Genomic DNA, 23,619 nt, shown 5'->3' with positions numbered 1-23,619 from the left:
CGCTCCTGGGAACCGGGGAGTTGACGCGCTGCGGTTTCCGGAGTTATAGTCAAGATAGTTGAAACGATTCAATTACCACGAAGACGAGGACATCCCATGAGCTTTGCCAGTCGCGAACTCCGCGAAGAAATCCTGTACTGGTGCAAGGAGTCGGTGCGCACCGGACTCAACTTCAACACCCAGGGCAACATCTCGATTCGCCTGCCCGAGCATGACGCGATCGTCATTACGCCCTCCGGCATCCGCTACGACGTGCTGACGGTCGACGAGATGGTCGTCGTCGGCTATGACGGCGTCGTCATCGAGGGGGACCTGTTCCCGTCGACCGAGACGGATGTCCACCTCGCCCATTACCGCCGCCGCCCCGACATCAACGCGATCGTGCACACCGAGTCACCGTACGCGAACATGTTCGGCGCCGTCGGCAAGACCATCGACCCCGTGCTGCTGAACATGGTGCTCTACGCCAAGGGTGCCGTGCGCATCATGCCGTTCGAGTTCTCCACCAACAAGGACTTCGGCGAGCTCAGCGCCGCGCTCATGGGCGACGACACGAACGCCGTCGTCTGGGGCAACCACGGCATGATCTCGGTCGGCGAAGACGTCGCCGGCGCATTCAAGGTCGCCGTCGCGGTCGAGGCCAACGCGCAGGTGCTCTACGGGGCCCTGCAGCTCGGCACCCCGAACATCCTCGAGCTCGAGAAGATCGTCATCCCCGAGGGTGCGCGCCTGCCCTAAGCGGCATTCGGCACCCGATGTGCGGCGGACCCGAGCGGGCCGCCGCCGCGCTCAACCTCAGCAGTATCCACAGACAGACCCACAGAGAAGTGACCACATGACGGTATCCGCAGAAACCCTTCGCCTCCTGGAAAGCCAGGCCATCGAGCTCCCGTCGTGGGCGTTCGGCAACTCGGGCACCCGGTTCAAGGTCTTCTCGACCCCCGGCACGCCGCGCACCCCCCAGGAGAAGATCGCCGATGCCGCAACGGTCAACAAGTTCACCGCGCTTTCCCCGAGCGTCGCGATCCACATTCCGTGGGACAAGGTCGACGACTATGCGGCGCTCGGAAAGTACGCCGAAGACCTCGGCGTCGCGCTCGGCACGGTCAACTCGAACACGTTCCAGGACGACGCCTACAAGTTCGGCAGCCTGACGCACATCGATCCCACAGTGCGCCAGATGGCGATCGATCACCACTTCGACTGCATCGACGTGATGAACCAGACCGGATCGGAAGACCTGAAGATCTGGCTCGCGGACGGCACCAACTACCCGGGCCAGGGCGACATCCGCGGCCGGCAGGACCGCCTCGCGGACTCCCTCGCCCAGATCTACGCCCGGATCGGCGAGAACCAGCGCCTCGTCCTCGAGTACAAGTTCTTCGAGCCCGCTTTTTATCACACCGACGTGCCCGACTGGGGAACCAGCTACGCGCAGGTCGCCGCCCTCGGCGACCGCGCCATGGTCTGCCTGGACACCGGCCACCACGCACCCGGCACGAACATCGAGTTCATCGTCGCGCAGCTGCTCCGCCTCGGAAAGCTCGGCTCCTTCGACTTCAACTCCCGCTTCTACGCCGACGACGACCTCATCGTGGGCGCCGCGGACCCGTTCCAGCTGTTCCGGATCCTCTACGAAGTCATCCGCGGCGGCGGCTACGGACCTGACTCCACCGTCGCGTTCATGCTCGACCAGTGCCACAACGTCGAGGAGAAGATCCCCGGCCAGATCCGTTCCGTGCTCAACGTGCAGGAAATGACCGCCCGCGCCCTCTCCGTCGACACCGTCGCCCTCGCTGCCGCCCAGGAGGCCGGCGACGTCCTCGGCGCCAACGGCATCATGATGGACGCCTTCTACTCCGACGTCCGCACCGACCTCGCCGCGTGGCGCGAGTCCCGCGGACTCGCCGCCGACCCGATCGCCGCGTTCAAGGCATCCGGTTACCAGGAGAAGATCTGCGCAGAACGCGTCGGCGGCACCCAGGCCGGCTGGGGCGCCTGACCCCGCCCGCCCGCGCAACACCGCCGAGAGTCGCCGTTCACGCCCAGGTCACCCGTTACACCCGGCGATCTCGGCGACAACGGCGACTTTCGCTGCACCACCCATACACACGTCGACAACAGAGGGTACGAAGATGACCACCACCACGGATGCCGCAGTCGTCGCGGCCGTCGACCTCGGCGCCACGAGCGGCCGGGTCATGCTCGGCCACGTCGGGCCGAACGAGCTGCGCCTCCGCCCGGTGGCCCGCTTCGCGAACGGGCCGATCCGCCTCAATGAGGACGGGCATCCGTCGCTGCACTGGAACATCGTCGAGCTCTACCGCAACGTGCTCGCCGGCCTGACGACCGCCGCCGCGGAAGAGCCCTCCCTCGTGAGCATCGGCGTCGACTCCTGGGCCGTCGACTACGCGCTGCTGCGGCAGGGGCGGATGCTGCAACTCCCGTACCACTATCGCGACGCGCGCACCCAGCCCGCTGTCGATCTCGTCCACCGGGTCGCCGCCCCCGCCGAACTCTATGCGGCCAACGGACTCCAGTTCCTGCCGTTCAATACGCTCTACCAGCTCACCGCAGACCTGACCGCCGGCTCGCTCGACCAGGCCGACCAGGTGCTGCTCGTGCCCGACCTTCTCAACTACTGGCTCACCGGCGTTGCTGTCGCCGAACGCACCAACGCATCGACGACTGGCCTCCTCGGCGTCGGCAGCCGCGAGTGGGACGAACCGCTCATCGACCGGCTCGGCTTCGACCGCCGGATCTTCCCGCGCCTCGTCGATGCAGGGACCCGGATCGGTTCCCTGCTCCCTGACGTCGCCGGCGAGATCGGGGCCCGCGCCCCGATCGACGTGACGGCCATCGGCTCGCACGACACGGCATCCGCCGTCGTCGCGGTGCCTGCCCTCAGCGACGACTTCGCCTACATCTCGTGCGGCACCTGGGGGCTCGTCGGCGTCGAGCTCGAAGCCCCCGTGCTCAGCGCGGCCGGCCACGCGGCCAACTTCACTAACGAGGGCGGCGTCGACGGCCGGGTGCGCTACCTGCACAACGTGATGGGCCTCTGGCTGCTCAGCGAGTCGATCCGCACCTGGGAGCACGCCGGCGAGACGATCGTTCTCGCCGACCTGCTGTGTGCGGCCGGCGAGGTCACCGGGCCCGTCGCCGTGTTCGACGCCGACGACCAGCGCTTCCTCGCCCCCGGGGACATGCCGGGCCGCATCCGCGACTACTGCCTCGAGCACGACCTGCGCGTTCCGCGCTCGAACGCCGAACTGGTGCGCAGCATCCTCGAGAGCCTCGCGGATGCCTTCGCCCGCGGCGTCGAGCAGGCGAGCCTGCTCTCGGGCGCGAACGTCAGCGTCGTGCACATCGTCGGCGGCGGCTCGCAGAACCGCCTGCTCTGCCAGCTCACGGCAGACCGGATCGGGCTGCCCGTGCTCGCCGGCCCCGTCGAGGCCACCGCGATCGGCAATGTGCTCGTGCAGGCGCGGGCCCAGGGCCTCGTCACCGGTTCGCTCGAGGGGCTGCGCGCGCTCGTCGCCCGCAGCTTCGTACCCGAGCGGTATACGCCGGTCCGGACTCTCGTCAGCCGATAGCCGGCACGGGGAAACAGAAAGGAGCGGCCGGCGCACACGCGCCGGCCGCTCCTGTTCTCAATCCACCAACCCGAGGTCTACCTTTCCGGTCGAGAGCGCCCGGCATACGGGTCACTCTCGACCGGAAAGGTGACTCTGGGATCAGTAGATCGAGGTGTACAGCGCGAGGATCTGCTCGACGGTCACGTCGCGCGGGTTGCCGCCTGTGCAGACATCGTCGAAGGCGGCCTGGGCGAGTGCCGGGAGGTCTTCCTCCTTCGCACCGATTTCGCGCAGTGCCGTCGGGTTGCCGAGGTCGCGGGCGAACGCCGTGACGGCCGTGACTGCCGCGGTGCGGGCATCCTCCACCGACAGGTCTGCGGCACCGGCGACCTTGAAGGCCACCGCGATGTCGCGGAAGCGGTCGCCGGTCGCGTCGGCGTTGAACGCCATCACGGGGGCGAGCAGGATGCCGTTGGCCACGCCATGCGGGGCGTTGTAGAAGGCGCCGAGCGGGTGGGCCATCCCGTGCACGAGGCCGAGGCCGACGTTGGAGTAGCCCATGCCCGCGATGTACTGGGCGAGGGCCATCCGGTCCGCGGCAACCGGATCGCCGTCGGCGGCGGCGGCGAGCGACTCGGCGATCATCGTGATCGCCTTGAGGTGGAAGAGGTCGGAGAGTTCCCAGGCGCCCTTGGTCGTGTAGCCCTCGATCGCGTGGGTGAGCGCGTCCAGTCCGGTGGCGACCTTGAGCGAACGTGGCGCGGAGGACATCATTTCGGAGTCGACGACGGCGACGACCGGGATCGCGTGCGGGTCGACGCAGACGAACTTGCGGGAGCGTTCGACGTCAGTGATCACGTAGTTGATCGTGGTCTCTGATGCGGTTCCCGCCGTCGTCGGAACGGCGATGATCGGAACGGAGGCCCGCTTCGTGGCCGCGACGCCCTCGAGCGAGCGCACGTCCGCGAACTCGGGGTTGTTCGTGATGATGCCGATGGCCTTACAGGTGTCCTGCGGCGAGCCGCCGCCGATGCCGATCAATACGTCTGCGCCCGAAGCCGCGAAGGCCGCGACGCCGCGCTTGACCGCTTCGATCGGCGGGTTCGGGGTGACATCCGAATAAACCTCATACGGGATTCCGGCATCGTCGAGGAGTGACGTGACCTTGCCGGTGACGCCGGTCGTGACGAGCACTTCGTCCGAGACCACAAAGGCCCTGGTGAAGCCGCGGGAGGCTATTTCACCGGGGATGACGCTAATGGCCCCTGCGCCGAAGTGTGCCGTTTGGTTCCAGATCATGCGAGTGATCATTGTCTGACTTCTCTCTGTGCGCGTTCAACGTTGAATCGTTTCACTTAGAGAAAGTGTACTCGCCGAATGCACAGGGCATAGGCTTGTTTTGTACTCAGGCGCAGGCCCACCCCGGACCCGGTGGACACGCGTCGCTCGCGATCCTCGTCACCGCCGCCGAGATGTCGGCACCCGGGCGAATACATCCCCCACCATTCCCCGGCGCCTCCATTTTCAGGCATCTATCGAGAAGAGCTCCCGTCTATGACTTCTCCGACATTTCCCCTTTCGCCAGCCCAGGCCCGCGACCGCATCCTCGGTTTGCGTGGCGTGCTCTTCGACCTCGACGGCGTGCTGACTCCCACCGCCGACGTGCACATGGTCGCGTGGTCCCGGCTCTTCACCCCCTTCCTCGAAGACCAGGGGGTGAGTCCCTCCTATAGTGATGCCGACTACTTCAGGTATATCGACGGCAAGCCCCGCTACGACGGCGTGCGCAGCCTCCTCGCCTCGCGCGGGATCACGCTGCCAGACGGCGACCCCACGGATGCCCCGACGCAGGACACCGTGTGCGGCCTCGGCAACCGCAAGAACGCGGCCTTCAACGAGACCCTCGCGGAAGACGGCGTGACGCCCTACCAGGGTTCCCTCGACTTCCTCGACTACGTGGTCAACGCCGGGCTGAAGGTCGCCGTCGTCACGAGTTCCCGCAACGGCGAACTCACCCTCGGGGCAGCGGGCATCCGTGATCGCTTCGGTATCGTCGTCGACGGCAACCTCGCCGCCGAGCGCCAGCTCGCCGGGAAGCCCGCGCCGGACACCTATGAACTCGGCGCCGAGCTGCTCGGTCTCACTCCAGCAGAGTGCGTCGTGGTCGAAGACGCCGAGTCGGGAGTGCAGGCCGGCCGCGCCGGTGATTTCGGGCTGGTCCTCGGCGTCGACCGCGGCGTCGGCCCGCAGACTCTTCTGGACGCCGGAGCCGATATTGTCGTCTCAGACCTCGATGAACTGGTGCCCCGCCCGTCCGAGCCCAGCACGTCACCCGAAACCGCAACGCAGGAGGCCACCGCATGAACCTGACCGAAGAGGTCATCCTGGACCCTCTCGACCGCAATCGTTTCCCGGTCGACGAATGGGCCCTCGTCGAGACGGCGTTCACCGGAGCCGACATCGGTCGCACCGAGACCCTCTTCGCGGTCGGCAACGGCTACCTCGGCCTGCGCGGCAACGTCGACGAGGGCAGGGACGGCCACGTCCAGGGCACCTACATCAACGGTTTCCACGAGACCTGGCCGATCAGGCACGCGGAAGAGGCATTCGGTTTCGCCCGCGTCGGCCAGACGATCGTCAACGCTCCCGACGCCAAGATGATCCGCGTCTACGTCGACGACGAACCCCTCGTGCTGACCCTCGCCGAGTTGCTCAGTTACGAGCGCCGGCTCGACTTCACCACCGGCGTCCTCTCTCGCTCACTCGTCTGGCGCACGCCCTCGGGCAAGCGGGTTCTGATCCGGTCGCGCCGGATGGTGTCGTTCACCGACCGGCACCTCGCGATCATCGACTACGAGGTCACCATGCTCGACGCGGATGCGTCCGTCGTGATCTCGAGCCAGATCCTGAACCGCCAGGACGGCATCAGCGAATACGACCGGCCCAAGGCCTCGATGACGACAGACTGGGACCCGCGCAAGGCGGAGTCCTTCACCGACCGGGTGCTGCAGCCACGCTTCAAGCGCGCCTCCGGCGGCCGGTACATCCTCGGCTTCCGCTGCACGAATTCCGCGATGACGATCGCCTGCGCCGCCGACCACCAGATCGAGACCGCCAACGAGTTCGTCGAGTCCTCCGCGATCGGCGACGACCTCGCCAAGCACGTGTACACGATCAAGGCCAAGCAGGGCAATTCAATCCACATCACGAAGACGCTCAGCTACCACACCTCCGCGGGCGTGCCCACTCACGAGCTCGCCGACCGGTGCGAACGCACTCTGGACCGCGCGCGGGACGAGGGCATCGAATCGTTCATCGCCCGCCAACAGGAATGGCTCACCGATTTCTGGGCGCGCACCGACGTGCAGCTTCCCGGGCAGCCCGTGCTGCAGCAGGCCGTGCGCTGGAACCTGTTCCAGCTCGCCCAGGCTTCGATGCGCGCCGACGGCCAGGGCGTCTCCGCGAAGGGCGTGTCCGGCTCCGGCTATGGCGGCCACTATTTCTGGGACACGGAGGTCTACGTCCTGCCGTTCCTGACCTACACCTCGCCGAACGCGGCCCGCAACGCGCTCCGCTTCCGGCACGGGATGCTCGACCAGGCCAGAGACCGCGCGACGGAGCTCAACCAGCTCGGCGCCCTGTTCCCGTGGCGCACGATCAACGGGCTCGAGTCCTCCGCCTATTACGCGGCGGGCACTGCCCAATACCACATCGACGCCGACATCGCCTATGCGCTCAGCCAGTACGTCGCCGCAACCGGCGACGAGGACTTCCTCGCCCGCGAGGCCATCGACATCCTCGTCGAGACGAGCCGAATGTGGGCGGACCTCGGCTTCTGGCGAGGCAACGGTCACGGCAACGACGTGTTCCACATCCACGGTGTCACCGGGCCGGACGAGTACACGACCGTCGTCAACGACAACCTGTACACGAACATCATGGCGCGCTCGAACCTGCGGAACGCCGTGACCGCGGTCCGCCGGCTGCGGTACATCGACCGCGACGCCTACGACGCCATGGTCGCCCGGTTGAACCTCCAGGACACCGAGGTCGCCGAGTGGGCATTCGCCGCCGAGGCGATGCACATTCCCTTCGACAAGGGCCTCGCCATCCACCCTCAGGACGCTCAGTTCCTCGAGAAGGAACGCTGGGACCTGTCGCAGACGCCTCCGCAGAACCGGCCGTTGCTGCTGCACTACCACCCGCTCGTGATCTACCGCTTCCAGGTCCTCAAGCAAGCGGATGTCGTCCTCGCGCTGCTCCTGCAGGGGGACCAGTTCACGCCGGAGGAGAAGCTGGCCGACTTCGACTACTACGACCCGCTCACGACCGGCGACTCGACCCTGTCCGACGTGGTCCAGTCGATCATCGCGGCCGAAGTCGGGTACCACGAGCTCGCGCTCCGGTATTTCACCTCCGGCCTGTTCGTCGACCTCGCGGACTTGCACCACAACGCGGCGGACGGCGTTCACGTCGCATCCGCCGGCGGAGTCTGGAGCGCCCTCGTCTACGGATTCGGCGGCATGCGCGATCACAACGGCCGGGTCACCCTCGACCCGCGGCTGCCGGAAGGCTGGGAGGGGCTCACCTTCCGGATCACGCTCAAGGGCACGCGGCTCCGAATCGACCTCAGGCAGGCCGAGGTCGAGGTGACCGTCGAAGCCGGAGTCGAGGCGAAGCTCGCCGTGCGCGGGGCGCCCGCTTTCACGGTGCGTCTCGGCCAGCCCGTCATCGTCCCGCTCGAACACCAGGGCGCCCGCACTCCCGGGGCTCCGTCGCCGGCTGCGATCGAGGGCGGACGTCGCGACGACGGCACCGTGATCACCTCGTCGATCCCGACGATCGCGCACCTGACCGACTTCATGGACCAGGTCGACTGATCCCGCCTCTCGTGCGCCGCCGGTCAGAGGAGCCGGAGGCGCACGAGGCTCTCCGCCGTGGCGAGGATGGCCTCCTCGTTGGACCGTGGCTCCCAGCCGAGCATCCACCTGGCCTTTTCGTGCGAGGCGTTCCGCGTCCTGCCGAGTTGCGGGGCGACCTGCCGGAGCGGGGCGCTGAACGGGGCGAGGACCCGGACGAGCCAGGTCGGCAGCACCCGGCGGGGCACCCGACGCGCGACGTCGCCGAGGTTCGACCTCAGCAGGGCTGCGATCTCGGGAAAGGTCGTCGGGGGTCCGGCGACGGCGAGGAACCGTTCGCCGGGCGCGAGCGGGCTCGTCATGGCGCGCACGTGCAGGTCGGCGACATCGCGCACGTCGATGATGTTGGTCTCGATCCGCGGCACCGCGGGCACCGCACCCGTCAGGAGCCCGCGGAGGAGTTCGACGGAACTGGAGAGGTCCGTCCCGAGAACGGGCCCGAAGATCCCGACCGGGTTGATAACCGTGAGCTCGAGGGTGCCGCCCTCGCGGTCGACGAAGTCCCAGGCGGCACGTTCGGCGATGGTCTTCGACCTGACGTATGCGCTCACAGAGGCGGTCGGGTCCGTCCAGTCGTCCTCGGTGAACGGGCGGTCCGGATGCTGGGCGCCATACCCGACGGCGGCGAACGAAGAGGTCAGCACGACCCGCTTCACGCCGCCGTCCCGCGCGGCCCGGAGCACCCGCAACGCGCCGTCGCGGGCGGGGACGATGAGCTCGTCCTGGTCCGCCGGCTCGCGCACGGGGAACGGCGAGGCGACGTGCAGGACGAAGGCGCAGCCGTTCACCGCTTCCGCCCAGCCGACGTCGGAGAGCAGGTCGGCGACGGTGAAGGAGAGCGCGCTGCCGGCATCCGCCCCGCCCGCGGCGACCATCGCGCGTACCTCCGGCTCCCGGGTGAGGGTGCGCACCGTCGTGCGCACCCGGTAGCCCGCGGTGAGGAGCCGCACGATGCAGTGCGCACCCACGAAGCCGGACCCTCCGGTCACCAGAACCAGCTCACCACTCATCTCAGCATTCCCATGCCTTGAAGTTACTGCACCACTCCCTGGCTGAGGCGGCGTGCGAGATACGGCGCCGTCTTGCTACCCGTATGGGCGGCGACGACCTCCGGCGGACCGGCCACAAGGATGCGCCCGCCAGCCGAGCCTCCGGACGGGCCAAGATCGATCACCCAGTCGGCCGCCGCGATGACATCGAGATTGTGTTCGACCACGACGACGGTGTTGCCCGCGTCGACCAGCCGGTTCAGCTGGGCGAGCAGGAGCTGGACATCCGCCGGGTGCAGGCCCGTTGTCGGTTCGTCGAGCAGGTACAGGGTATGGCCGCGGCGGGCGCGCTGGAGCTCGGAGGCGAGCTTGATGCGCTGGGCCTCGCCACCGGAGAGCTCCGTAGCGGGCTGGCCGAGGCGGAGGTAGCCGAGGCCGACCTCGCGGAGGGTCTCCAGGCTGCGGGCGGCGGCAGGCACGTCCGCGAGGAACCCGGCGGCGGCGTCGACGCTGAGGCCGAGGACGTCGGCGATGGTCTTGCCGCGGTAGTCGACCTCGAGGGTCTCCGGGTTGTAGCGGGATCCGTGGCACGCCGGGCACAGGGCGTAGCTGCCGGGGAGGAAGAGGAGTTCAACGGTGACGGAGCCCTCACCGAGGCAGGTCTCGCAGCGGCCGCCGGTGACGTTGAAGGAGAAGCGCCCGGCCCCGAAGCCGCGGCTGCGGGCAGCGGGGGTGGCCGCGAAGGCCGCGCGGACCGCGTCGAACAGGCCGGTGTAGGTGGCGAGGTTCGAGCGGGGGGTGCGGCCGATCGGCTTCTGGTCGACGGTGACAAGGCGGTCAACGGGGCCATCGGCAACGATTTGGCTGATCAGAGATGATTTTCCCGATCCGGAGACGCCAGTGACCGCGGAGAGGAGCCCGAGCGGGAACTCGGCGTCGAGATCCTGAAGGTTGTGCACGTTGACCCCGCGCAGGCCGAGCCAGGCGTGTGGTTCCCTCCGCGCCGGCACAGGGACCGCGGCATCCGTCGTGTCGGAAGCGGGGAACAGGAATCGCCGGGTCACCGACTCCGGGACCCCGGCGAGCCCGCCGACCGGACCGCTGTAGAGCACCTCGCCGCCGCCGGTTCCTGCGTGCGGACCGACGTCGATGACCCAGTCGGCGGCGCGCACGACGTCCATGTTGTGTTCGACGACGAAGACGGAGTTGCCGGAGGACTTGAGCTGCTCGAGCACGACGAGGAGGGGTTCGGCGTCGGCGGGGTGCAGACCCGCGGAGGGCTCGTCGAGCACGTAGACCACGCCGAAGAGACCCGACCTCAACTGGGTCGCGATTCGGAGGCGCTGCATCTCACCGGGCGAGAGCGTCGGGGTGGAGCGCGAGAGGCTGAGGTAGCCGAGGCCGAGATCGACCAGCACCTCGATGCGCGCGAGCAGGTCGCGGCTGATCGTGGCTTCGACCCCTCCGGATGCCTCGCCGCGCCCGGCGGACCCGGCCTGCGTGAGCGGGCGGAGGGTCTCGGCGAGGGTGGTGAGCGGCAGCCCGGCCAGCTGGGAGATGGAGAGCCCAGCCACCGTCACGGCGAGGGCGGCCGGGGTGAGGCCGCTCCCGCCGCAGAGCGGGCACGGTCCGGACTCCACGAACCGGAGCGCACGCTCCCGCTGACCCTGGCTCTGCGAGTCGGCGAGGGTGTGCAGAACGTAGCTGCGCGCACTCCAGAACCGGCCCTGGTACGGCTTGGCGACCCGGTCGCGCTGCGGCGTGATCTCCACGACGGGCTGCTCCTCCGTGAAGAGGATCCAGTCCCTGCTCTCAGCGGGGAGGTCGTTCCACGGCACGTCGACGTCGTAGCCGAGGGTGATCAGGATGTCGCGGAGGTTCTTGCCCTGCCAGGCGCCCGGCCACGCCGCGACGGCGCCCTCGCGGATGCTGAGGGTCCCGTCGGGCACGAGGCTCGCGCGTGTCGGGAGGTGCGCGATTCCGAGCCCGTGGCAGCGTGGGCACGCCCCGGCCACGGTATTCGGGGAGAAGGAGTCCGATTCGAGCCTGGGCGCATCCGCCGGGTATGTGCCCGCACGGGAGTACATCATGCGCAGGGAATTCGACAGAGTCGTTAGGGTGCCGACCGTCGACCGCGAACTCGGCGTACCACGTCGCTGCCGCAGGGCGACCGCGGGAGGGAGGCCCGTGATCTCGTCCACCTGCGGAGTGTGGCCCTGCTGGATCAACCGGCGGGCGTACGGGGCGACCGATTCGAGGAACCGGCGCTGGGCCTCGGCGAAGATCGTGCCGAAGGCGAGCGACGACTTGCCGGAACCGGAGACGCCGGTGAAGGCGACGATCGCGTCGCGGGGCACGTCGACGTCGACATCCCTCAGGTTGTTCTCCCTGGCTCCCCGCACCCGCACGAAACCGGGGGTGGCAGAGACGGACGGGAGAGACGGGATCGCAGTATGCATCTGTCCGACCCTAGTCACCGCACCTGACTGCGCGCCGATTCGGACAGCAGGCCAGGCCTGGGAACGATCGACTCAGTAGAACTCGACCGTGTTGACGATGTTGCGGAGAGGGAGGCCGTCGAGGAACCGGGTCGCGTTGTCGGCGAAGAGTTCGGCGATCCGGCGTTCCTCGTCGGCGTCGAGGGCGGCGGTATGGGGACTGATCACGACGTTCGGGAAGTCCCAGAGCGCGCTCGCGGTGTCGAGCGGTTCCTTCGCGAACACGTCGAGGGCGGCGAAGCCGATCCGGCCGGACTCGAGGGCACGGATGAGGGCGTCCTCGTCCACGACGGTGCCGCGCCCGATGCTGACGAAGGTCGTTCCCGGCCGGACCGCGCCGAAGACGTTCTCGCCGACGAGTCTCAGGGTCGCGGCCGTTCCCGGCAGGGCGACGACGATCGCGTCCGCGCGTGCGGCTCCGGCCGCGAGGTCCTCCGTTCGGATCAGCTCGTCGACGAAGGGAACGGGCAGGTCATCCCTGCTCGTCCCGATCACACGCATCCCGAGCGCCTTCGCGAGCCGGGCGACCTCGCGCCCCACTCCGCCGAGCCCGATAACGAGCACCGTCTGGTCGCGCACCTGGCCGAGGGCCCTGCGCTCCGGCCACGCGTGCGCGCGCTGGTCGCGTTGGAGCGCGGGCAGTTGCTTCCCTCCGGCCATGATGCCGAAGATCGCGAATTCGGCGAGCGGGCCGCCGTGCACCCCGGCAGAGGTCGTGAAGACCACCCGGTCGAGATCGGCCTGGCCCAGGCCTGCGGACTTGACCTGGGAGCCGCCGCCCGCTGCCATCACCTGCACCCAGCGGAGTCGCGGATTCGCCTCAACGGTTCGGCGAAGCGCGACCGGGTTCACGTCTGGGATGCCGAAGAGCACGTCGGCCGAGTCGAGCATCCGCTCGAAGTCGGCCTGCTGTCCGGCCGTGCGCCGGAAGGCGGGATCGCCGCGGTAGTCGGCAGGGCGGCGCATCGGCGGCAGGAGGGACTGGTCACGCACGAGCTCGATGCGGGGTTCCGCCCGCTCGATCAGCAGGCAGAGCTCCTCGCTCAGTGGTGTTGCGACGATGACGTGGAGCGTTGCGGTGGTGGTCATGCTGTCAGTCTCCCTGATCAAATAGATGCCGGCGCATGCGCCTCGAGGAATGTAGCGAGCCCGGCCCGGTCAGGTAGGCCCTCCTGGTCACCGCGCGACGTCGTTGCCAGCGCGCCGACCGCGCCGGCACGGTGCACCCAGTCGGCGAGCGGGAGCCCGTCGAGGGCCGCACTGAGGAACCCAGCGGAGAAGCCGTCGCCCGCACCGACCGTGTCGACGACAGACACGGGGAACGGCGGGCAGCTCGCGTGCGTCCCGTCCGCAGCGAAGAGTTCGGCGCCGCGGGACCCGGCCTTGACCGCGACGACCTTCACGCCGCGATCGAGGTACCAGCGGGCGATTCCCGCCGGGGTGGTCTCCCCGGTGAGGATGTGCCCTTCGCTCGTGCCGGGCAGCACCCAGTCCGCCTGCACGGCGATCTCGTTGATCGCGCGCACCATTTCCGCGGTGTCGGGCCAGAGGCTGGGGCGCAGGTTCGGGTCGAAACTCACCGTCGCGCCGGTTTCACGTGCAACATCGACGGCCTGGGCGGCGAGGTTCCGCGGTCCGGAGCCGAGCGCGAGCGGGATCCCGGTCAGGTGCACGTGCCCGGCACGGCGCACGTAAGCGGCCGTCGCCTCGGTGGGCGCGAGCGTACGTGCCGCTGAGTGCGACCGGAAGTAGACCACGAGCGGGTCTTCGTCCTCGCCCGGCCGGTTCTTCAGCTGGAACCCGGTCGGTTCGTTCGCGTGCAGGTCGACCTCGCCGACATCGATGCCGTTCGCCTCGAGCTGCTGCAGGACGAATTCACCGAACGGGTCCGTGCCGAGACGCGTGATGAACCCGACGCTGTGGCCGAGCCGCCGCAGACCGACGGCGACGTTGAATTCCGCGCCCGCCAGCCTGCGGGTGAAGCGGTCGACCCGGGCGAGCGGACCGGACTCCTCCGCGACGAACATCGCCATGATCTCGCCGAAGGTGACGACGTCGAAGTCCCGCTGGACAGTGCTGGGCATGTGGTTCCGTTCAGTCGCTGGTCGGTTCGGCGAGGACCCGGCGGACCTTCGCCAGTTCGCTCGCCGCGGTGGCCCGATCGGGGATCGGGTATTCGAGCACGACGGGCACATGGGTCCCGATCTCGCCGAGCACGGAACGCCAGTCGACGTCGCCCTCGTCGAGCAGTACGGAGTGCAGCCCATTGAGGCGGTCGATGTCCTTCAAGTGGAAGACTGTCGCGTAACGTCCGAGTTCCCGGGCGGCGGCGACCGGGTCAACGCCCGCCCAGAGCCAGTTCCCGGCATCGAACGTGTACCCGATCGGAACGTTCTGGGCCCGCAGGTCGCGGAGGAGCGCAGCCACGACATCCAGTCGCCCATTCCGCGCGGTCTGGTCGTTCTCGATCGTGACCCGGGCGGATACCGCCAGCAGGGCCTCGGCAAGGCTCCCAGTCCCTGTCGGCTCGTCCCGGGGCTCGCCGATGTTCAGCTTGACGCTGAGAGCTCCGAGCGTCGCCGCTTCTTCAAGGTAGCCGGTCAGGAGAGGAGAGGCCTCACCGTCCACGAAGAGCGACTCGGGAACGGAGTAGTAGACATCGAGTCCGGCCTCGGTCGCCCGGCCGGCGATCGTCAGGAGTTCTTCGTGCCGGGCCGCAGACCCGGGCGAGAGGTACTCTCGGCGGATCTCGATTCCGGTGGCCCCGAGCGCGAGTACCTCGGCGACGAGGTCGGCCTGGACCGTGGTGGACGCGTCGAGGGCCTCTTTGTAGACCATGGTGTTGACGAACACCGGCCGGGAGCCGCTCACGGGAGTGCCGGTGCGCTGGGCGATGCCGCGGGGATCGTGCCCTGGAGTTTGAAGTCCGGCGTCGAGACGGCCTTCACCACGATCGTGAACACGACGGCGATGATGAGTGACAGGGCCATGAAGATATAGGACGCATCGTTCGACCCGGTGACGTTATTGAGGAAGCCGACGAAGTAGGCCCCTGCGAAGGATCCGAGGGCGCCGAAGCTGTTGACGAGGGCCATCGCGCCGCCCGCGACGTTCTTCGGCAGGATCTCGGGAACGATCGCGAAGAACGGCCCGTACGGGGCGTACATCGCGCCGCCGGCGATCACGAGCAGGATGAACGACAGCCAGAAGTTGGACGTTCCGACGAGGTAGGAGGCGTAGAACGCGACCGCCGCCACCAGGAGGAACGGCCAGATGAAGAGCTTCCGCTTCAGGAGCCGGTCGGAGAAGAACGAGGCGACCACCATCAGCACGGTCGCGAGCAGGTACGGGATGGCGGTGAGCCAGCCGATGATCACAATGTCGAAGGACGACGCTGTCTTGATGATCGAGGGGAGCCACATGACGAAGCCGTAGACGCCGATGCTCCAGAAGAAGTACTGGATGCAGAGCTGGATGACGGCCTTCTGCTTGAATGCCTCGCGGTAGTTCGGCACGGCGTGCAGTCCGACCTGTTCCCGGGCGAATTCGGCGTTGATGTCCTTCTTCTGGCCTGCGGACAGCCACTTCGCGTCATTCGGGGAGTTGTCGATCAAACGCAGCCAGACGAACGCCCAGATGATGGAGGGGAGACCCTCGATGATGAACATCCAACGCCAGCCCACGCTGCTGACGAGGTAGGCCGAGACGACGGACATCCACAGCACGGTGACCGGGTTGCCGAGGATCAGGAAGGTGTTGGCCTTGGAACGTTCGCCGCTGGTGAACCAGTTACTGAGCAGGATGAGCATCGCGGGCATGATGGCCGCCTCGACGATACCGATCGCGAACCGGATGACGAACAGCACCCAGATGTTCGTGACGATGCCGATGCAACTGGCCAGGATCCCCCACAGGATCAGCGCGTAGAAGATCAGCTTCTTCGCGCTCCGTCGTTGCGCGTAACTCGCGCTCGGCACCTGGAAGAAGAAGTAGCCGAGGAAGAACAGGGCGGCGAGGAAGGCCGAGGCGCTGGCCGTGATGTTGAGGTCTTTCGCCATCCCGGCGGCGGCACCCAGGCTGTAATTCGAGCGGTCCAGGTACGCCAGGCTGTAGGTGATGAAGATGACCGGCATAAGCCGCGACCATCGGGATGATGCGAGTTTCTCGCTCATTGACTGAATCTCTTCCTTGAGAAGTACCGCAGGGCACATCAACCATCGTTCCATTGGGCGGAATAATGTTTGCCCTGACGGAATTCAGCCTACGCTCGGGAACGCTTCAGTTGAGAACCCGCCCGACGCATGGACGCGCCGCACTGAAATCCAGCTCGAGATCTCGCTGAACGTTATATCGTTAGGTATCGTCGAGCTCTGGTACGGCGCTGAGGAGGTCATCATGAGTGGTTCATTTATGGGAGACGGATTTCCGGGACGCAAGGGCGGACCGGGCGAAGGTTGGGCCGGTACCGCCATCTGGGAAGCGATGGAGCAGCTGCGCGGCCAGTTCGAGCAAAAGGTCGGCACGAGGGTCGGGCGCGGCGACGTCCGTACCGCGGTGCTCGCGCTCCTCCTGGAGCAGCCGATGCACGGCTACCAGATCATCCACGAGATCGAGGAGCGCAGCAACGGGGCGTGGAAGCCGAGCCCCGGCTCGGTGTATCCGGCGCTCCAGCTGCTCGCCGACGAGGGTTTCATCACGGCCGAGGAGGCCAACGGTCGCAAGACCTACGCGCTCACGGAGGAGGGCCGCGCGGTAGCGGATGCCGCAGCCGAAACCTCCGCCCCCTGGGAGGCCCCGAGCGCCCGCGACAGCGGCCGGGCGACCGCACTGCCCAAGGCGGGAATCGGCCTGGCCCAGGCCGCCGCACAGGTCGGGCGCTCCGGCAGCCCGGAGCAGGTGGACAAGGCCGTCGCCGTGCTCGACGCGGCGCGTCGCCAGTTGTACTCCATCCTCGCCCAGGATTGATCGAGTGCCCGAAGCACGCCGGCGTCAAGGAGATCCGATGACCGACGGCGGGAACATGCGCGCCCGCTACCGCCGGATCCTGCGGTTCGCCGCGCGGTACCTGGTGCAGACCTGGTGGTACGAACTGTTCCTGCCCCGGATCGGACTCGCCCGACTCGCGGCGCGCAACCGGTCGGCGCGGCTCCAGCGCATCGCGCAGCGCTTCCACGTGCTCGCGGTCGACCTGGGCGGCCTCATGATCAAGGTCGGCCAGTTCATGTCGTCCCGGCTCGACGTGCTGCCGCCCGAGATCACCAAGGAGCTCGAGGGCCTGCAGGACGAGGTCCCGGCCGTGCCGTTCCCGGCCATCCGGGCCCTCGCCGAGGCCGAACTGGGGGTGACACTCGAGCGCGCGTTCTCGTTCGTCGACCCGACCCCTCTCGCCGCGGCATCCCTCGGTCAGGTTCACCGTGCGCGGCTCTCGGAAATGGATGCTGCCGAAACGGGTCTGCTGGACGTCGTCGTGAAGATTCAGCGTCCGGGTATCGGCGAGATCGTCGACGTCGACCTCCGTGCGCTGCGCCGCGTCGCCGGCTGGCTCAGCCACATTCGCCTCGTCTCGGACCGGGTCGACATGCCCGTCCTCGTCGAGGAGTTCGCGGTGACCAGCCTCGAGGAGATCGACTACCTGCATGAAGCCGCGAGTGCGGAACGATTCGCGGGGGACTTCGCGGACGACGCCCGCGTCAGCGTTCCCGAACTCGTGTGGGAGCGCACCACCCGGCGGGTGCTGACCCTGCAGGACGTCACCGCCATCAAGATCAACGACGTGGATGGGCTCAGGGCTGCGGGCATCGATCCGTCTGAAGTCGCCACCGAGTTCGCAGCGGTCATGTTCGATCAGCTCTTCGTCAATGGGTACTTCCACGCCGACCCCCACCCGGGCAATATCTTCGTCACCCCGTTGGCCACCGCCGACTCCGCCACAACAGCGGATGCTCCCGGCCGGGCCTGGAAATTCACGTTCATCGACTTCGGCATGATGGGCGAAGTACCCGACGCCCTGCGTCGGGGTCTCCGGAACCTGCTCATCGCCGCCGCGTCCCGCAACGGCAAGGGCATGGTGGACGGCATTCGCGAGGTGGGCGTGCTCCTGCCCTCCGCGGACACCGCGGAACTCGAGAGGGCGCTCACGGCGCTGTTCGCCCGTTTCGGCGGGATGGGCTTCGCCGAGCTGCAGGAGGTCGATCCGCGCGAGTTCCGCGCCTTCGCGAACGAGTTCGGTGATGTGGTGCGCACCCTGCCGGTCCAGCTGCCGGAGAACTTCCTGCTCATCGTGCGCGCGATGTCGCTGACCAGCGGGATGTGCAGTTCGCTCGACCCGGCCTTCAACATCTGGAACGCCGTCGAGCCTTACTCCGCTCAGCTGATCCGGGCCGAAGGCGGAAACCTGGTGCAGGATCTCGCGAAGCGAACGGTGGCGGCCGCGGGACTCATCGCCCGGCTGCCCCAGCGGCTCGATACCCTGATCACGCGGGTCGAAGACGGCAACCTCACGGTGCAGACCCCACGGCTCGAGCGCCGCCTGGACAGTCTCGAGCGAACGGGACGGAGGATCATCTCTGCGGTCCTCTTCACCGCCCTGCTGATCGGCGGCATCCTCCTCCGTGCCGACGACGTCGTCTTCGGAACGGTGCTCATGGCCGTGTCCGTTCTTCCGCTGCTCCACGCCACCCTCGCCGGCACCGTCGCCCGCCGAGGACCCCTGCCCTAGGGAGCTGTCGAAGTCCCGGCCGATGTCACCGCCCGGCACCGAGGTGATGCTGGGCGTCGGAGTACGCGGACGACCACACCAGTTCGTGATCAGCAGGCGATGACGCTCCGCAGGCGAGTGACTCCTCGGCGATCAACAGCGTCAAGGCGAGCCCCGCCAGATAGCGGGACTCTGCCGAGATTCGCGTGTCAGGGGCGAGGCTGGAGCTCACGACGGTCAGCTCGAGGACGCCTCGACGAATCGATCCGGCTGCCTGGGCGACGGCAAGGGTGCTCGCGACGTAAAACGCGATGCAGGCCGTGATCACCAGGAGTCTCGGTGCGCCCGCCTCAACAAGCGTTACGAACTCTCCGAACACGGCCACCAGGCCGAGCACCGTCCAGCCGCGCCACACGCGAACCCGTCGGCGCTGCCGTGCGGAGATCCCCGCCGGATACAACACGAGCCGCTGACTCGTGCTGCCGTAGCGACCGGCCGAAACCGTGTAGCTGCCCCACCGGCAGCGTCCGTCGAGGAGTGGCGAGAGCCATCGACTGAGCGTGAGTTCCGAGAGGTCCATTCGAGCGCTGTTCACCAATCCAGCGTCATCCCGGGCGCAGGGGTGCCGCGCCATCCTTACGGAATCCATGCGCCGAAACGGAGTTTCCCTACGGATTCACTACGCTCGCGCTACTCCCGTCCAGGCAAGCAGCCGGATGTTGGGGCGTGCCGTCATCCGCCACCACAGCCGTCTCGGCTCAATGGGTTCAACTTCGCCACGAATGCGAGCGGGGCGCTAGCCATGATTCGTCTCAGAGTGACCAGCAGGGTCTGGATCGCGACAGCATTGGTCTGTGCATCGTGCCTCGGCCTGACGAGTTGTGTCGCCAACGACTCCACCACGGAGATCCGGCTGTTCCTTGCGCAGAAACCCGGTCCCGAAGACGCGCTTCCCTCGGCGCTCAAGGCTGCGAGTGACGGCCTCGACGCTGCTTCCAGTCGGTTCGTCGGCAGCACCAGAGATGTGAGCTATTTCGTCTCCAAGTACACGGATCCGCAACGAGGCACCCCGGGCTTCTGGCTGATGGTCGCAAAACTGCCGGACGGTCCTTCGAATTCGTTCTGCGGTTCCGCAGACGGAATGTGGACGCCTGGAAGCGGCACCGGCGGAGCACGGGTCATCGAGAGAAACGACGACGTTCTGCGCGGGCGGCACATCGATGAGCTGCGCGTCGAAGCCGGCCAGTTCTTCCGTTGGCGATTTTTTTGCGCCGGGGGTCTGGCGCACCGCGCATCCCTTTTCGCTGTCTGCGCCCCCCGGCGACGACCTGCTTCGAATCACCGTGAAGGCGCTCGACGACGGCAGCCACACACTTCACTCCCTCCGGCCGGGCACGCGCGTGCTCGCCGAGGGGCCGTACGGGGCCATGACGCACCGGAAACGCACGCGTGAATCCGTTCTGCTCATCGCCGGCGGCGTGGGAATCACTCCCATGCGCGCACTCTTCGAAGAAATCGACGTCGGCGACGGCTCGCTGACCCTCCTCTACCGGGCCTCACGGGACGATGACGTCCCCGACGTCGCTGCCCGCGACGTCTGCGTGTGCGCATCGCGCGGCCTGTCCAGGGCCGTCCGATCGGCGCTTAAGGACGCCGTACATCCACCTGCCCGTCCGCACGAGCAAGTCTTCGCGCTCTAACAGCGCATCCAGAGTCGCGTGCATCCGCTCGAAAATGACGAAAAGCCCCCGGGTAACCGGGGGCTTTTCTTGTCCGACTGGATCATTCGACCCACGCTGGCCGCTGGCTGCGCCCGGACGACTGCCGAGATCATGCACCTCAAGGTCGAGGACGTGGACTCCACCGCCGGCGGCGTCACCATCACCGTGACTGGTGCAAGCCCGCGGACGGTCGTCTGCCTCGCCGATTGGGAAGACGACGTCAGGCGGCTCCTGGACGGGCCGCCCGTTTTGGACTACGTCTTCGTCAAGGACGAGCGCCCCAGCAACGCGGTCGCGTACGTGAATAAGTTCTTGAACTCCACGGCGAAGGGCCGCGAGTTCCCGACCGTGGAGCGCCTTCGGTCGACGTGGATTGTGGGGCATCTCGAGGCCAGGACGCCCATCGTCGCCCTCGTCGAGGCGCTCGGCGTCAAGACGTTCAGCATGTTCAAACGACTCGCACCCTTCGTGAGGATGCCCGAAGCGGCCGAGCTGCAGGTACTCTTCCGCGGGGAGCCGCCCCCATGACGACGGCACTTGCGCCTCCGGCGTCCGCAGCGGTCATGGAGCAGCTCCAGCGAACGCTGCCCAAGCACGGTTCACCGGCAACTCCAGCCGTATCTCCCACAGCCAGGTCGAGTTCATCGGCAACTCGTCGACGACTCCAAGGTCGCCGACCGAATTGACGCCTGGCGGGTGGAGGACCGGGTGAAGACCGCGCCTGGCGGACGCCACAGTGTCGCCAGTACCCGCACGGTGCTCATCCTGTTCCTGCTTCTCAGCACCGAGCACAGCGCCCTGTTCGTCAAGGAGATGGCGACCATCGCTTCCGACCGGTTGAGCGGAAAGTCCCTGCGACACCTTGACTTGTGGGGCAAGCGGGAGACCATAACGGGCTGGTACTTCCCGCTCTGGCGCGCCCTGCACCGAGCCCTGGATGCCATCGACCCCAAGCCCGGCAAGCAGTGGAAGTTCTCCACCCCTGAACAATACGAAGAGACGCTGCGGCGCCGTGTCGAGGCAAACAGCGAGGTCAAACAGGCGCGCCTGGACTGGGTGTGCAACGCCTTGATTGAAGCGACCCTTCAGCTCGTGCCCGAAGCGGCCCGAAGCCAGTGGCAGGGTGACCTCTGCGTGGACGCGACCGTCGTCCCCGCCTACGGCAAGCGCGGTGCCCCGCGGTCCAAGACGCACGTGGCCATCGAGTCCGACGCCGGCTGGTACCGCCGCACCAGCAGCCACAAGGAGACCAACGACTCGACGAAGTCGGTGAAGTCTGTGTTCGGCTGGGACCTGACCATCGCCGTGCAGACCAACCACGACCCCAAGTCCCTGCCCGGATACCCGCTCCTGGTCGCGGGCATCGGCTTCAACATCCCCGGCACAGCGCTCATCCACACCGCACGCCACATCTTCGAAAGCGTCGCCGAAAGAGGGCACCCCGCCGGCCGCGCCACCGGTGACCGCGGGTACCACGTCGCCGCTGTAGCCAAAGAATTCCAGATCCCCCTCCGCATGCTCGGCTACACCGTCGTCACCGACTACCTCGACATCCAACTGGGCCTCAAGGACGGCTATGCCGGCGCCATCCAGGTCGAAGGCGCACTGTACTGCCCGTCGATGCCCGAAGGCCTCGTCAACGCGACTGTCCTCTACCGAGCCAAGGACATCGACGCCGACACTTGGCGAAAACGCATCGTCGAACGCCGCCAATACATGCTGCGCCCCAAGGAGAAGCCCGACGCCAAGGGGCGCGTCCCGATGATGTGTCCCGCCCGCGGACCCGGAGCCACCGTCAGCTGCCCACTCGTCGAGAACGGCTGTACCAAGGTCGACGACGCCCTGACGACCATCTACAACCCGCCCGTCAAGCCCGACACAATCTGCACCAACGCCTCCTCGGTGAGCGTCCCACTCGACGCAGGCGCGAAGCTCGCGCAGCACTACCAGTACGGCAGCAACGAGTGGCAGGAAATCTACTCCCACGACCGCAACACCATCGAAGGAGCCAACGGCTTCCTCAAAGACAGCTCCCACGAAGCCATCGGCGACTCCAGCCGCCGACGCGTCCGCGGTTCCACCGCCCAGTACCTGCTCGTGAGCATCCTCGTCGTCGCCGGCAACCTCCGGAAGCTGCAGAAGTTCCGCGACGACATGCTCCGGCCCGAGACTGACGACGAACGCGCCGACCGCAAGGCACGGAAGCTCCTGCTCAGGAAGAGGCGCAAGAACCGCAAGGACAAGCGCGTCGCGGCCTGGGACGACTTCCAGGCGTCGCCGACCAAGACCTAGGCCCGGCCCGGGTCCACCGACACTTTCACCCGCAATACACGGCGCTCCAGCACGCTCGAAAACAACTCCTCGAGGCAGCTGGGGCGCTTTTTCGCACCCATGGAGCCGACCCGGGCGAGATCGGCCTCGCTGTGAGGCGACGTAAGCGCCGGGAATGACGAAAGGCCCCCGATTTCTCGGGGGCCGTTCTTGTCCGACCGGGTTTCGCAAATAGATTCAACCTATTTGGCAATCAACCCGCTGTGGGTTGATTGCCTTTCTCGAGAAGGGCCTTGTATCCCCGACGTTCCCGTGCCGCTTTCAGCCCGCATCTGCGCGGATCCTCCGCCATCCCCTCGAAAATCCTCTACTTTTGAATTCCGTCAACTTCGCACTCGACATAACCTCGTGACGGTTCCGATATCACCATTTCGACGGTCGGTTGACGATGATCATCACGACAGCGAGCAAGACGACGGCGGCACCGAGCACAAGAGACCAGTCCGCTCCGGGCCCTTGGAAGCCGCGAATCCTGCTCAGGAGGGATGACATAAATACCGCGAGGACAACACCACCGACTGCGATGGAGAATCGAAACAGTTGCTTCCTAGTCACGTTTGGCTCTCCTTTCCCCTCAAGCGGTTGTCAGCTGAGCCGGGAAAATGCAATCAGCGCCGCTACAAGGAAGCAGACTCCAACTGCCGAAAGTACTTGAACACCAATCCGCCCTTTTGTGTGTTTTCCCCCTTTGACGCGAGGGTGACGGATTGCATAGACAATTGTTGGCACGCCCATGAGTACGCCAGCAATTGTCAAAAAGACCACAAGCCTCATCATTATCCAATCAGCAAATAGTGGCGGCGATGATGCCTCACACAAGACCGAGAGCTCCTGCGGCCCCGCTGAGGACACCAAGTACTGCACCTGCAAGCAGCCCGACGATAGT

General features: G+C 67.1%; 19 protein-coding genes. 10 read left to right on the top strand and 9 right to left on the bottom strand.

The genetic code is table 11. The features are described 5' to 3' along the window. Positions 1-96 precede the first annotated feature (96 nt). From RCH22_RS16505 to RCH22_RS16495, 3 genes are all read left to right on the top strand, one after another. Complete coding sequence (locus tag RCH22_RS16505) at positions 97-738, top strand: class II aldolase/adducin family protein (protein WP_134446406.1); 642 nt, start codon at positions 97-99, stop codon at positions 736-738. Positions 739-835: 97 nt separating this feature from the next. Beyond that, positions 836-2,002, top strand: coding sequence for an L-rhamnose isomerase (rhaI, locus tag RCH22_RS16500; protein WP_327014749.1), 1,167 nt, complete (start codon positions 836-838; stop codon positions 2,000-2,002). Positions 2,003-2,135: 133 nt separating this feature from the next. After that, positions 2,136-3,596 carry a rhamnulokinase family protein gene (locus RCH22_RS16495; RefSeq protein ID WP_327014748.1) on the top strand — a complete coding sequence of 487 codons (1,461 nt, stop codon included), beginning with the start codon at positions 2,136-2,138 and terminating at the stop codon, positions 3,594-3,596. 141 nt (positions 3,597-3,737) lie between these two features. Here RCH22_RS16495 and fucO read toward each other — a convergent pair whose 3' ends face one another. Further along, complete coding sequence (gene fucO, locus RCH22_RS16490) at positions 3,738-4,889, bottom strand: lactaldehyde reductase (RefSeq protein WP_369125301.1); 1,152 nt, start codon at positions 4,887-4,889, stop codon at positions 3,738-3,740. A 243-nt stretch (positions 4,890-5,132) separates the two neighbouring features. Between fucO and RCH22_RS16485 the strand changes: the two genes are divergently transcribed. Then, the gene (locus RCH22_RS16485; protein ID WP_327014746.1) at positions 5,133-5,942 is read left to right on the top strand and encodes an HAD-IA family hydrolase; all 810 of its coding nucleotides are present in this window, start codon (positions 5,133-5,135) and stop codon (positions 5,940-5,942) included. Then, positions 5,939-8,458: a glycosyl hydrolase family 65 protein gene (locus RCH22_RS16480; protein ID WP_327014745.1), complete on the top strand. Its 2,520-nt coding sequence runs from the start codon at positions 5,939-5,941 to the stop codon at positions 8,456-8,458. Before RCH22_RS16485 ends, RCH22_RS16480 begins: the two co-directional genes overlap by 4 nt. Before the next feature lie 23 nt (positions 8,459-8,481). On the opposite strand, the gene RCH22_RS16475 is transcribed toward RCH22_RS16480, so the two are convergent. The 6 genes from RCH22_RS16475 to RCH22_RS16450 all read right to left on the bottom strand — a co-directional run bounded on the left by RCH22_RS16475 (position 8,482) and on the right by RCH22_RS16450 (position 16,156). Next, the gene (locus tag RCH22_RS16475; RefSeq protein ID WP_327014744.1) at positions 8,482-9,507 is read right to left on the bottom strand and encodes an aldehyde reductase; all 1,026 of its coding nucleotides are present in this window, start codon (positions 9,505-9,507) and stop codon (positions 8,482-8,484) included. A 23-nt stretch (positions 9,508-9,530) separates the two neighbouring features. Next, complete coding sequence (locus RCH22_RS16470) at positions 9,531-11,945, bottom strand: excinuclease ABC subunit UvrA (RefSeq protein WP_327014743.1); 2,415 nt, start codon at positions 11,943-11,945, stop codon at positions 9,531-9,533. 72 nt (positions 11,946-12,017) lie between these two features. After that, positions 12,018-13,073 (bottom strand): D-2-hydroxyacid dehydrogenase, encoded by a 1,056-nt coding sequence (locus RCH22_RS16465; RefSeq protein WP_327014742.1) that lies wholly within the window; start codon positions 13,071-13,073, stop codon positions 12,018-12,020. Positions 13,074-13,090: 17 nt separating this feature from the next. Continuing rightward, the gene (locus tag RCH22_RS16460; protein WP_327014741.1) at positions 13,091-14,068 is read right to left on the bottom strand and encodes a sugar kinase; all 978 of its coding nucleotides are present in this window, start codon (positions 14,066-14,068) and stop codon (positions 13,091-13,093) included. Between the two features lie 10 nt (positions 14,069-14,078). Next, positions 14,079-14,855, bottom strand: a complete 777-nt coding sequence (locus RCH22_RS16455; RefSeq protein ID WP_327014740.1) for a hypothetical protein — start codon at positions 14,853-14,855, stop codon at positions 14,079-14,081. Continuing rightward, positions 14,852-16,156 (bottom strand): MFS transporter, encoded by a 1,305-nt coding sequence (locus RCH22_RS16450; protein WP_327014739.1) that lies wholly within the window; start codon positions 16,154-16,156, stop codon positions 14,852-14,854. Before RCH22_RS16450 ends, RCH22_RS16455 begins: the two co-directional genes overlap by 4 nt. Positions 16,157-16,379: 223 nt before the next feature. On the opposite strand from RCH22_RS16450, the gene RCH22_RS16445 reads away from it, so the two are divergent. Together RCH22_RS16445 and RCH22_RS16440 are read left to right on the top strand one after the other, a co-directional pair. After that, complete coding sequence (locus RCH22_RS16445; protein ID WP_327014738.1) at positions 16,380-16,949, top strand: PadR family transcriptional regulator; 570 nt, start codon at positions 16,380-16,382, stop codon at positions 16,947-16,949. A gap of 37 nt (positions 16,950-16,986) precedes the next feature. Beyond that, the gene (locus RCH22_RS16440; RefSeq protein WP_327014737.1) at positions 16,987-18,702 is read left to right on the top strand and encodes an AarF/UbiB family protein; all 1,716 of its coding nucleotides are present in this window, start codon (positions 16,987-16,989) and stop codon (positions 18,700-18,702) included. Positions 18,703-18,727: 25 nt separating this feature from the next. On the opposite strand, the gene RCH22_RS16435 is transcribed toward RCH22_RS16440, so the two are convergent. Continuing rightward, a complete protein-coding gene (locus tag RCH22_RS16435) occupies positions 18,728-19,261 on the bottom strand; it encodes a DUF6611 family protein (RefSeq protein ID WP_327014736.1) in 534 nt (177 codons plus the stop codon). A 640-nt stretch (positions 19,262-19,901) separates the two neighbouring features. Between RCH22_RS16435 and RCH22_RS16430 the strand changes: the two genes are divergently transcribed. The 3 genes from RCH22_RS16430 (at position 19,902) to RCH22_RS16420 (ending at position 22,694) form a co-directional block, all read left to right on the top strand. Further along, complete coding sequence (locus RCH22_RS16430; RefSeq protein WP_327014735.1) at positions 19,902-20,381, top strand: hypothetical protein; 480 nt, start codon at positions 19,902-19,904, stop codon at positions 20,379-20,381. 69 nt (positions 20,382-20,450) lie between these two features. After that, entirely contained in the window at positions 20,451-20,930 is a 480-nt protein-coding gene (locus RCH22_RS16425; RefSeq protein WP_327014734.1) for a hypothetical protein, read from the top strand. 180 nt (positions 20,931-21,110) lie between these two features. Further along, on the top strand, positions 21,111-22,694 hold the full coding sequence (locus RCH22_RS16420) for a hypothetical protein (protein WP_327014733.1): 1,584 nt from the start codon (positions 21,111-21,113) through the stop codon (positions 22,692-22,694). 402 nt (positions 22,695-23,096) lie between these two features. Here RCH22_RS16420 and RCH22_RS16415 read toward each other — a convergent pair whose 3' ends face one another. Further along, the gene (locus RCH22_RS16415; RefSeq protein ID WP_327014732.1) at positions 23,097-23,288 is read right to left on the bottom strand and encodes a hypothetical protein; all 192 of its coding nucleotides are present in this window, start codon (positions 23,286-23,288) and stop codon (positions 23,097-23,099) included. Positions 23,289-23,619 lie beyond the last annotated feature (331 nt).

The sequence above is a fragment of the Cryobacterium sp. GrIS_2_6 genome, assembly GCF_035984545.1.
Lineage (GTDB): Bacteria > Actinomycetota > Actinomycetes > Actinomycetales > Microbacteriaceae > Cryobacterium.
The sequence above is the reverse complement of the archived record's forward strand: the minus strand, read 5'-3'. Positions and strand labels throughout refer to the sequence as shown.

Coding starts and splice junctions, on each gene's coding strand:
- RCH22_RS16465 (WP_327014742.1), bottom strand. CDS start 13,073: ATGACCACCACCGCAACGCTCCACGTCATCGTCGCAACACCACTGAGC.
- RCH22_RS16440 (WP_327014737.1), top strand. CDS start 16,987: ATGACCGACGGCGGGAACATGCGCGCCCGCTACCGCCGGATCCTGCGG.
- RCH22_RS16505 (WP_134446406.1), top strand. CDS start 97: ATGAGCTTTGCCAGTCGCGAACTCCGCGAAGAAATCCTGTACTGGTGC.
- RCH22_RS16460 (WP_327014741.1), bottom strand. CDS start 14,068: ATGCCCAGCACTGTCCAGCGGGACTTCGACGTCGTCACCTTCGGCGAG.
- RCH22_RS16485 (WP_327014746.1), top strand. CDS start 5,133: ATGACTTCTCCGACATTTCCCCTTTCGCCAGCCCAGGCCCGCGACCGC.
- RCH22_RS16495 (WP_327014748.1), top strand. CDS start 2,136: ATGACCACCACCACGGATGCCGCAGTCGTCGCGGCCGTCGACCTCGGC.
- RCH22_RS16470 (WP_327014743.1), bottom strand. CDS start 11,945: ATGCATACTGCGATCCCGTCTCTCCCGTCCGTCTCTGCCACCCCCGGT.
- fucO (WP_369125301.1), bottom strand. CDS start 4,889: ATGATCACTCGCATGATCTGGAACCAAACGGCACACTTCGGCGCAGGG.
- RCH22_RS16450 (WP_327014739.1), bottom strand. CDS start 16,156: ATGAGCGAGAAACTCGCATCATCCCGATGGTCGCGGCTTATGCCGGTC.
- RCH22_RS16435 (WP_327014736.1), bottom strand. CDS start 19,261: ATGGACCTCTCGGAACTCACGCTCAGTCGATGGCTCTCGCCACTCCTC.
- RCH22_RS16445 (WP_327014738.1), top strand. CDS start 16,380: ATGAGTGGTTCATTTATGGGAGACGGATTTCCGGGACGCAAGGGCGGA.
- RCH22_RS16475 (WP_327014744.1), bottom strand. CDS start 9,507: ATGAGTGGTGAGCTGGTTCTGGTGACCGGAGGGTCCGGCTTCGTGGGT.
- RCH22_RS16480 (WP_327014745.1), top strand. CDS start 5,939: ATGAACCTGACCGAAGAGGTCATCCTGGACCCTCTCGACCGCAATCGT.
- rhaI (WP_327014749.1), top strand. CDS start 836: ATGACGGTATCCGCAGAAACCCTTCGCCTCCTGGAAAGCCAGGCCATC.
- RCH22_RS16430 (WP_327014735.1), top strand. CDS start 19,902: ATGAGCTGCGCGTCGAAGCCGGCCAGTTCTTCCGTTGGCGATTTTTTT.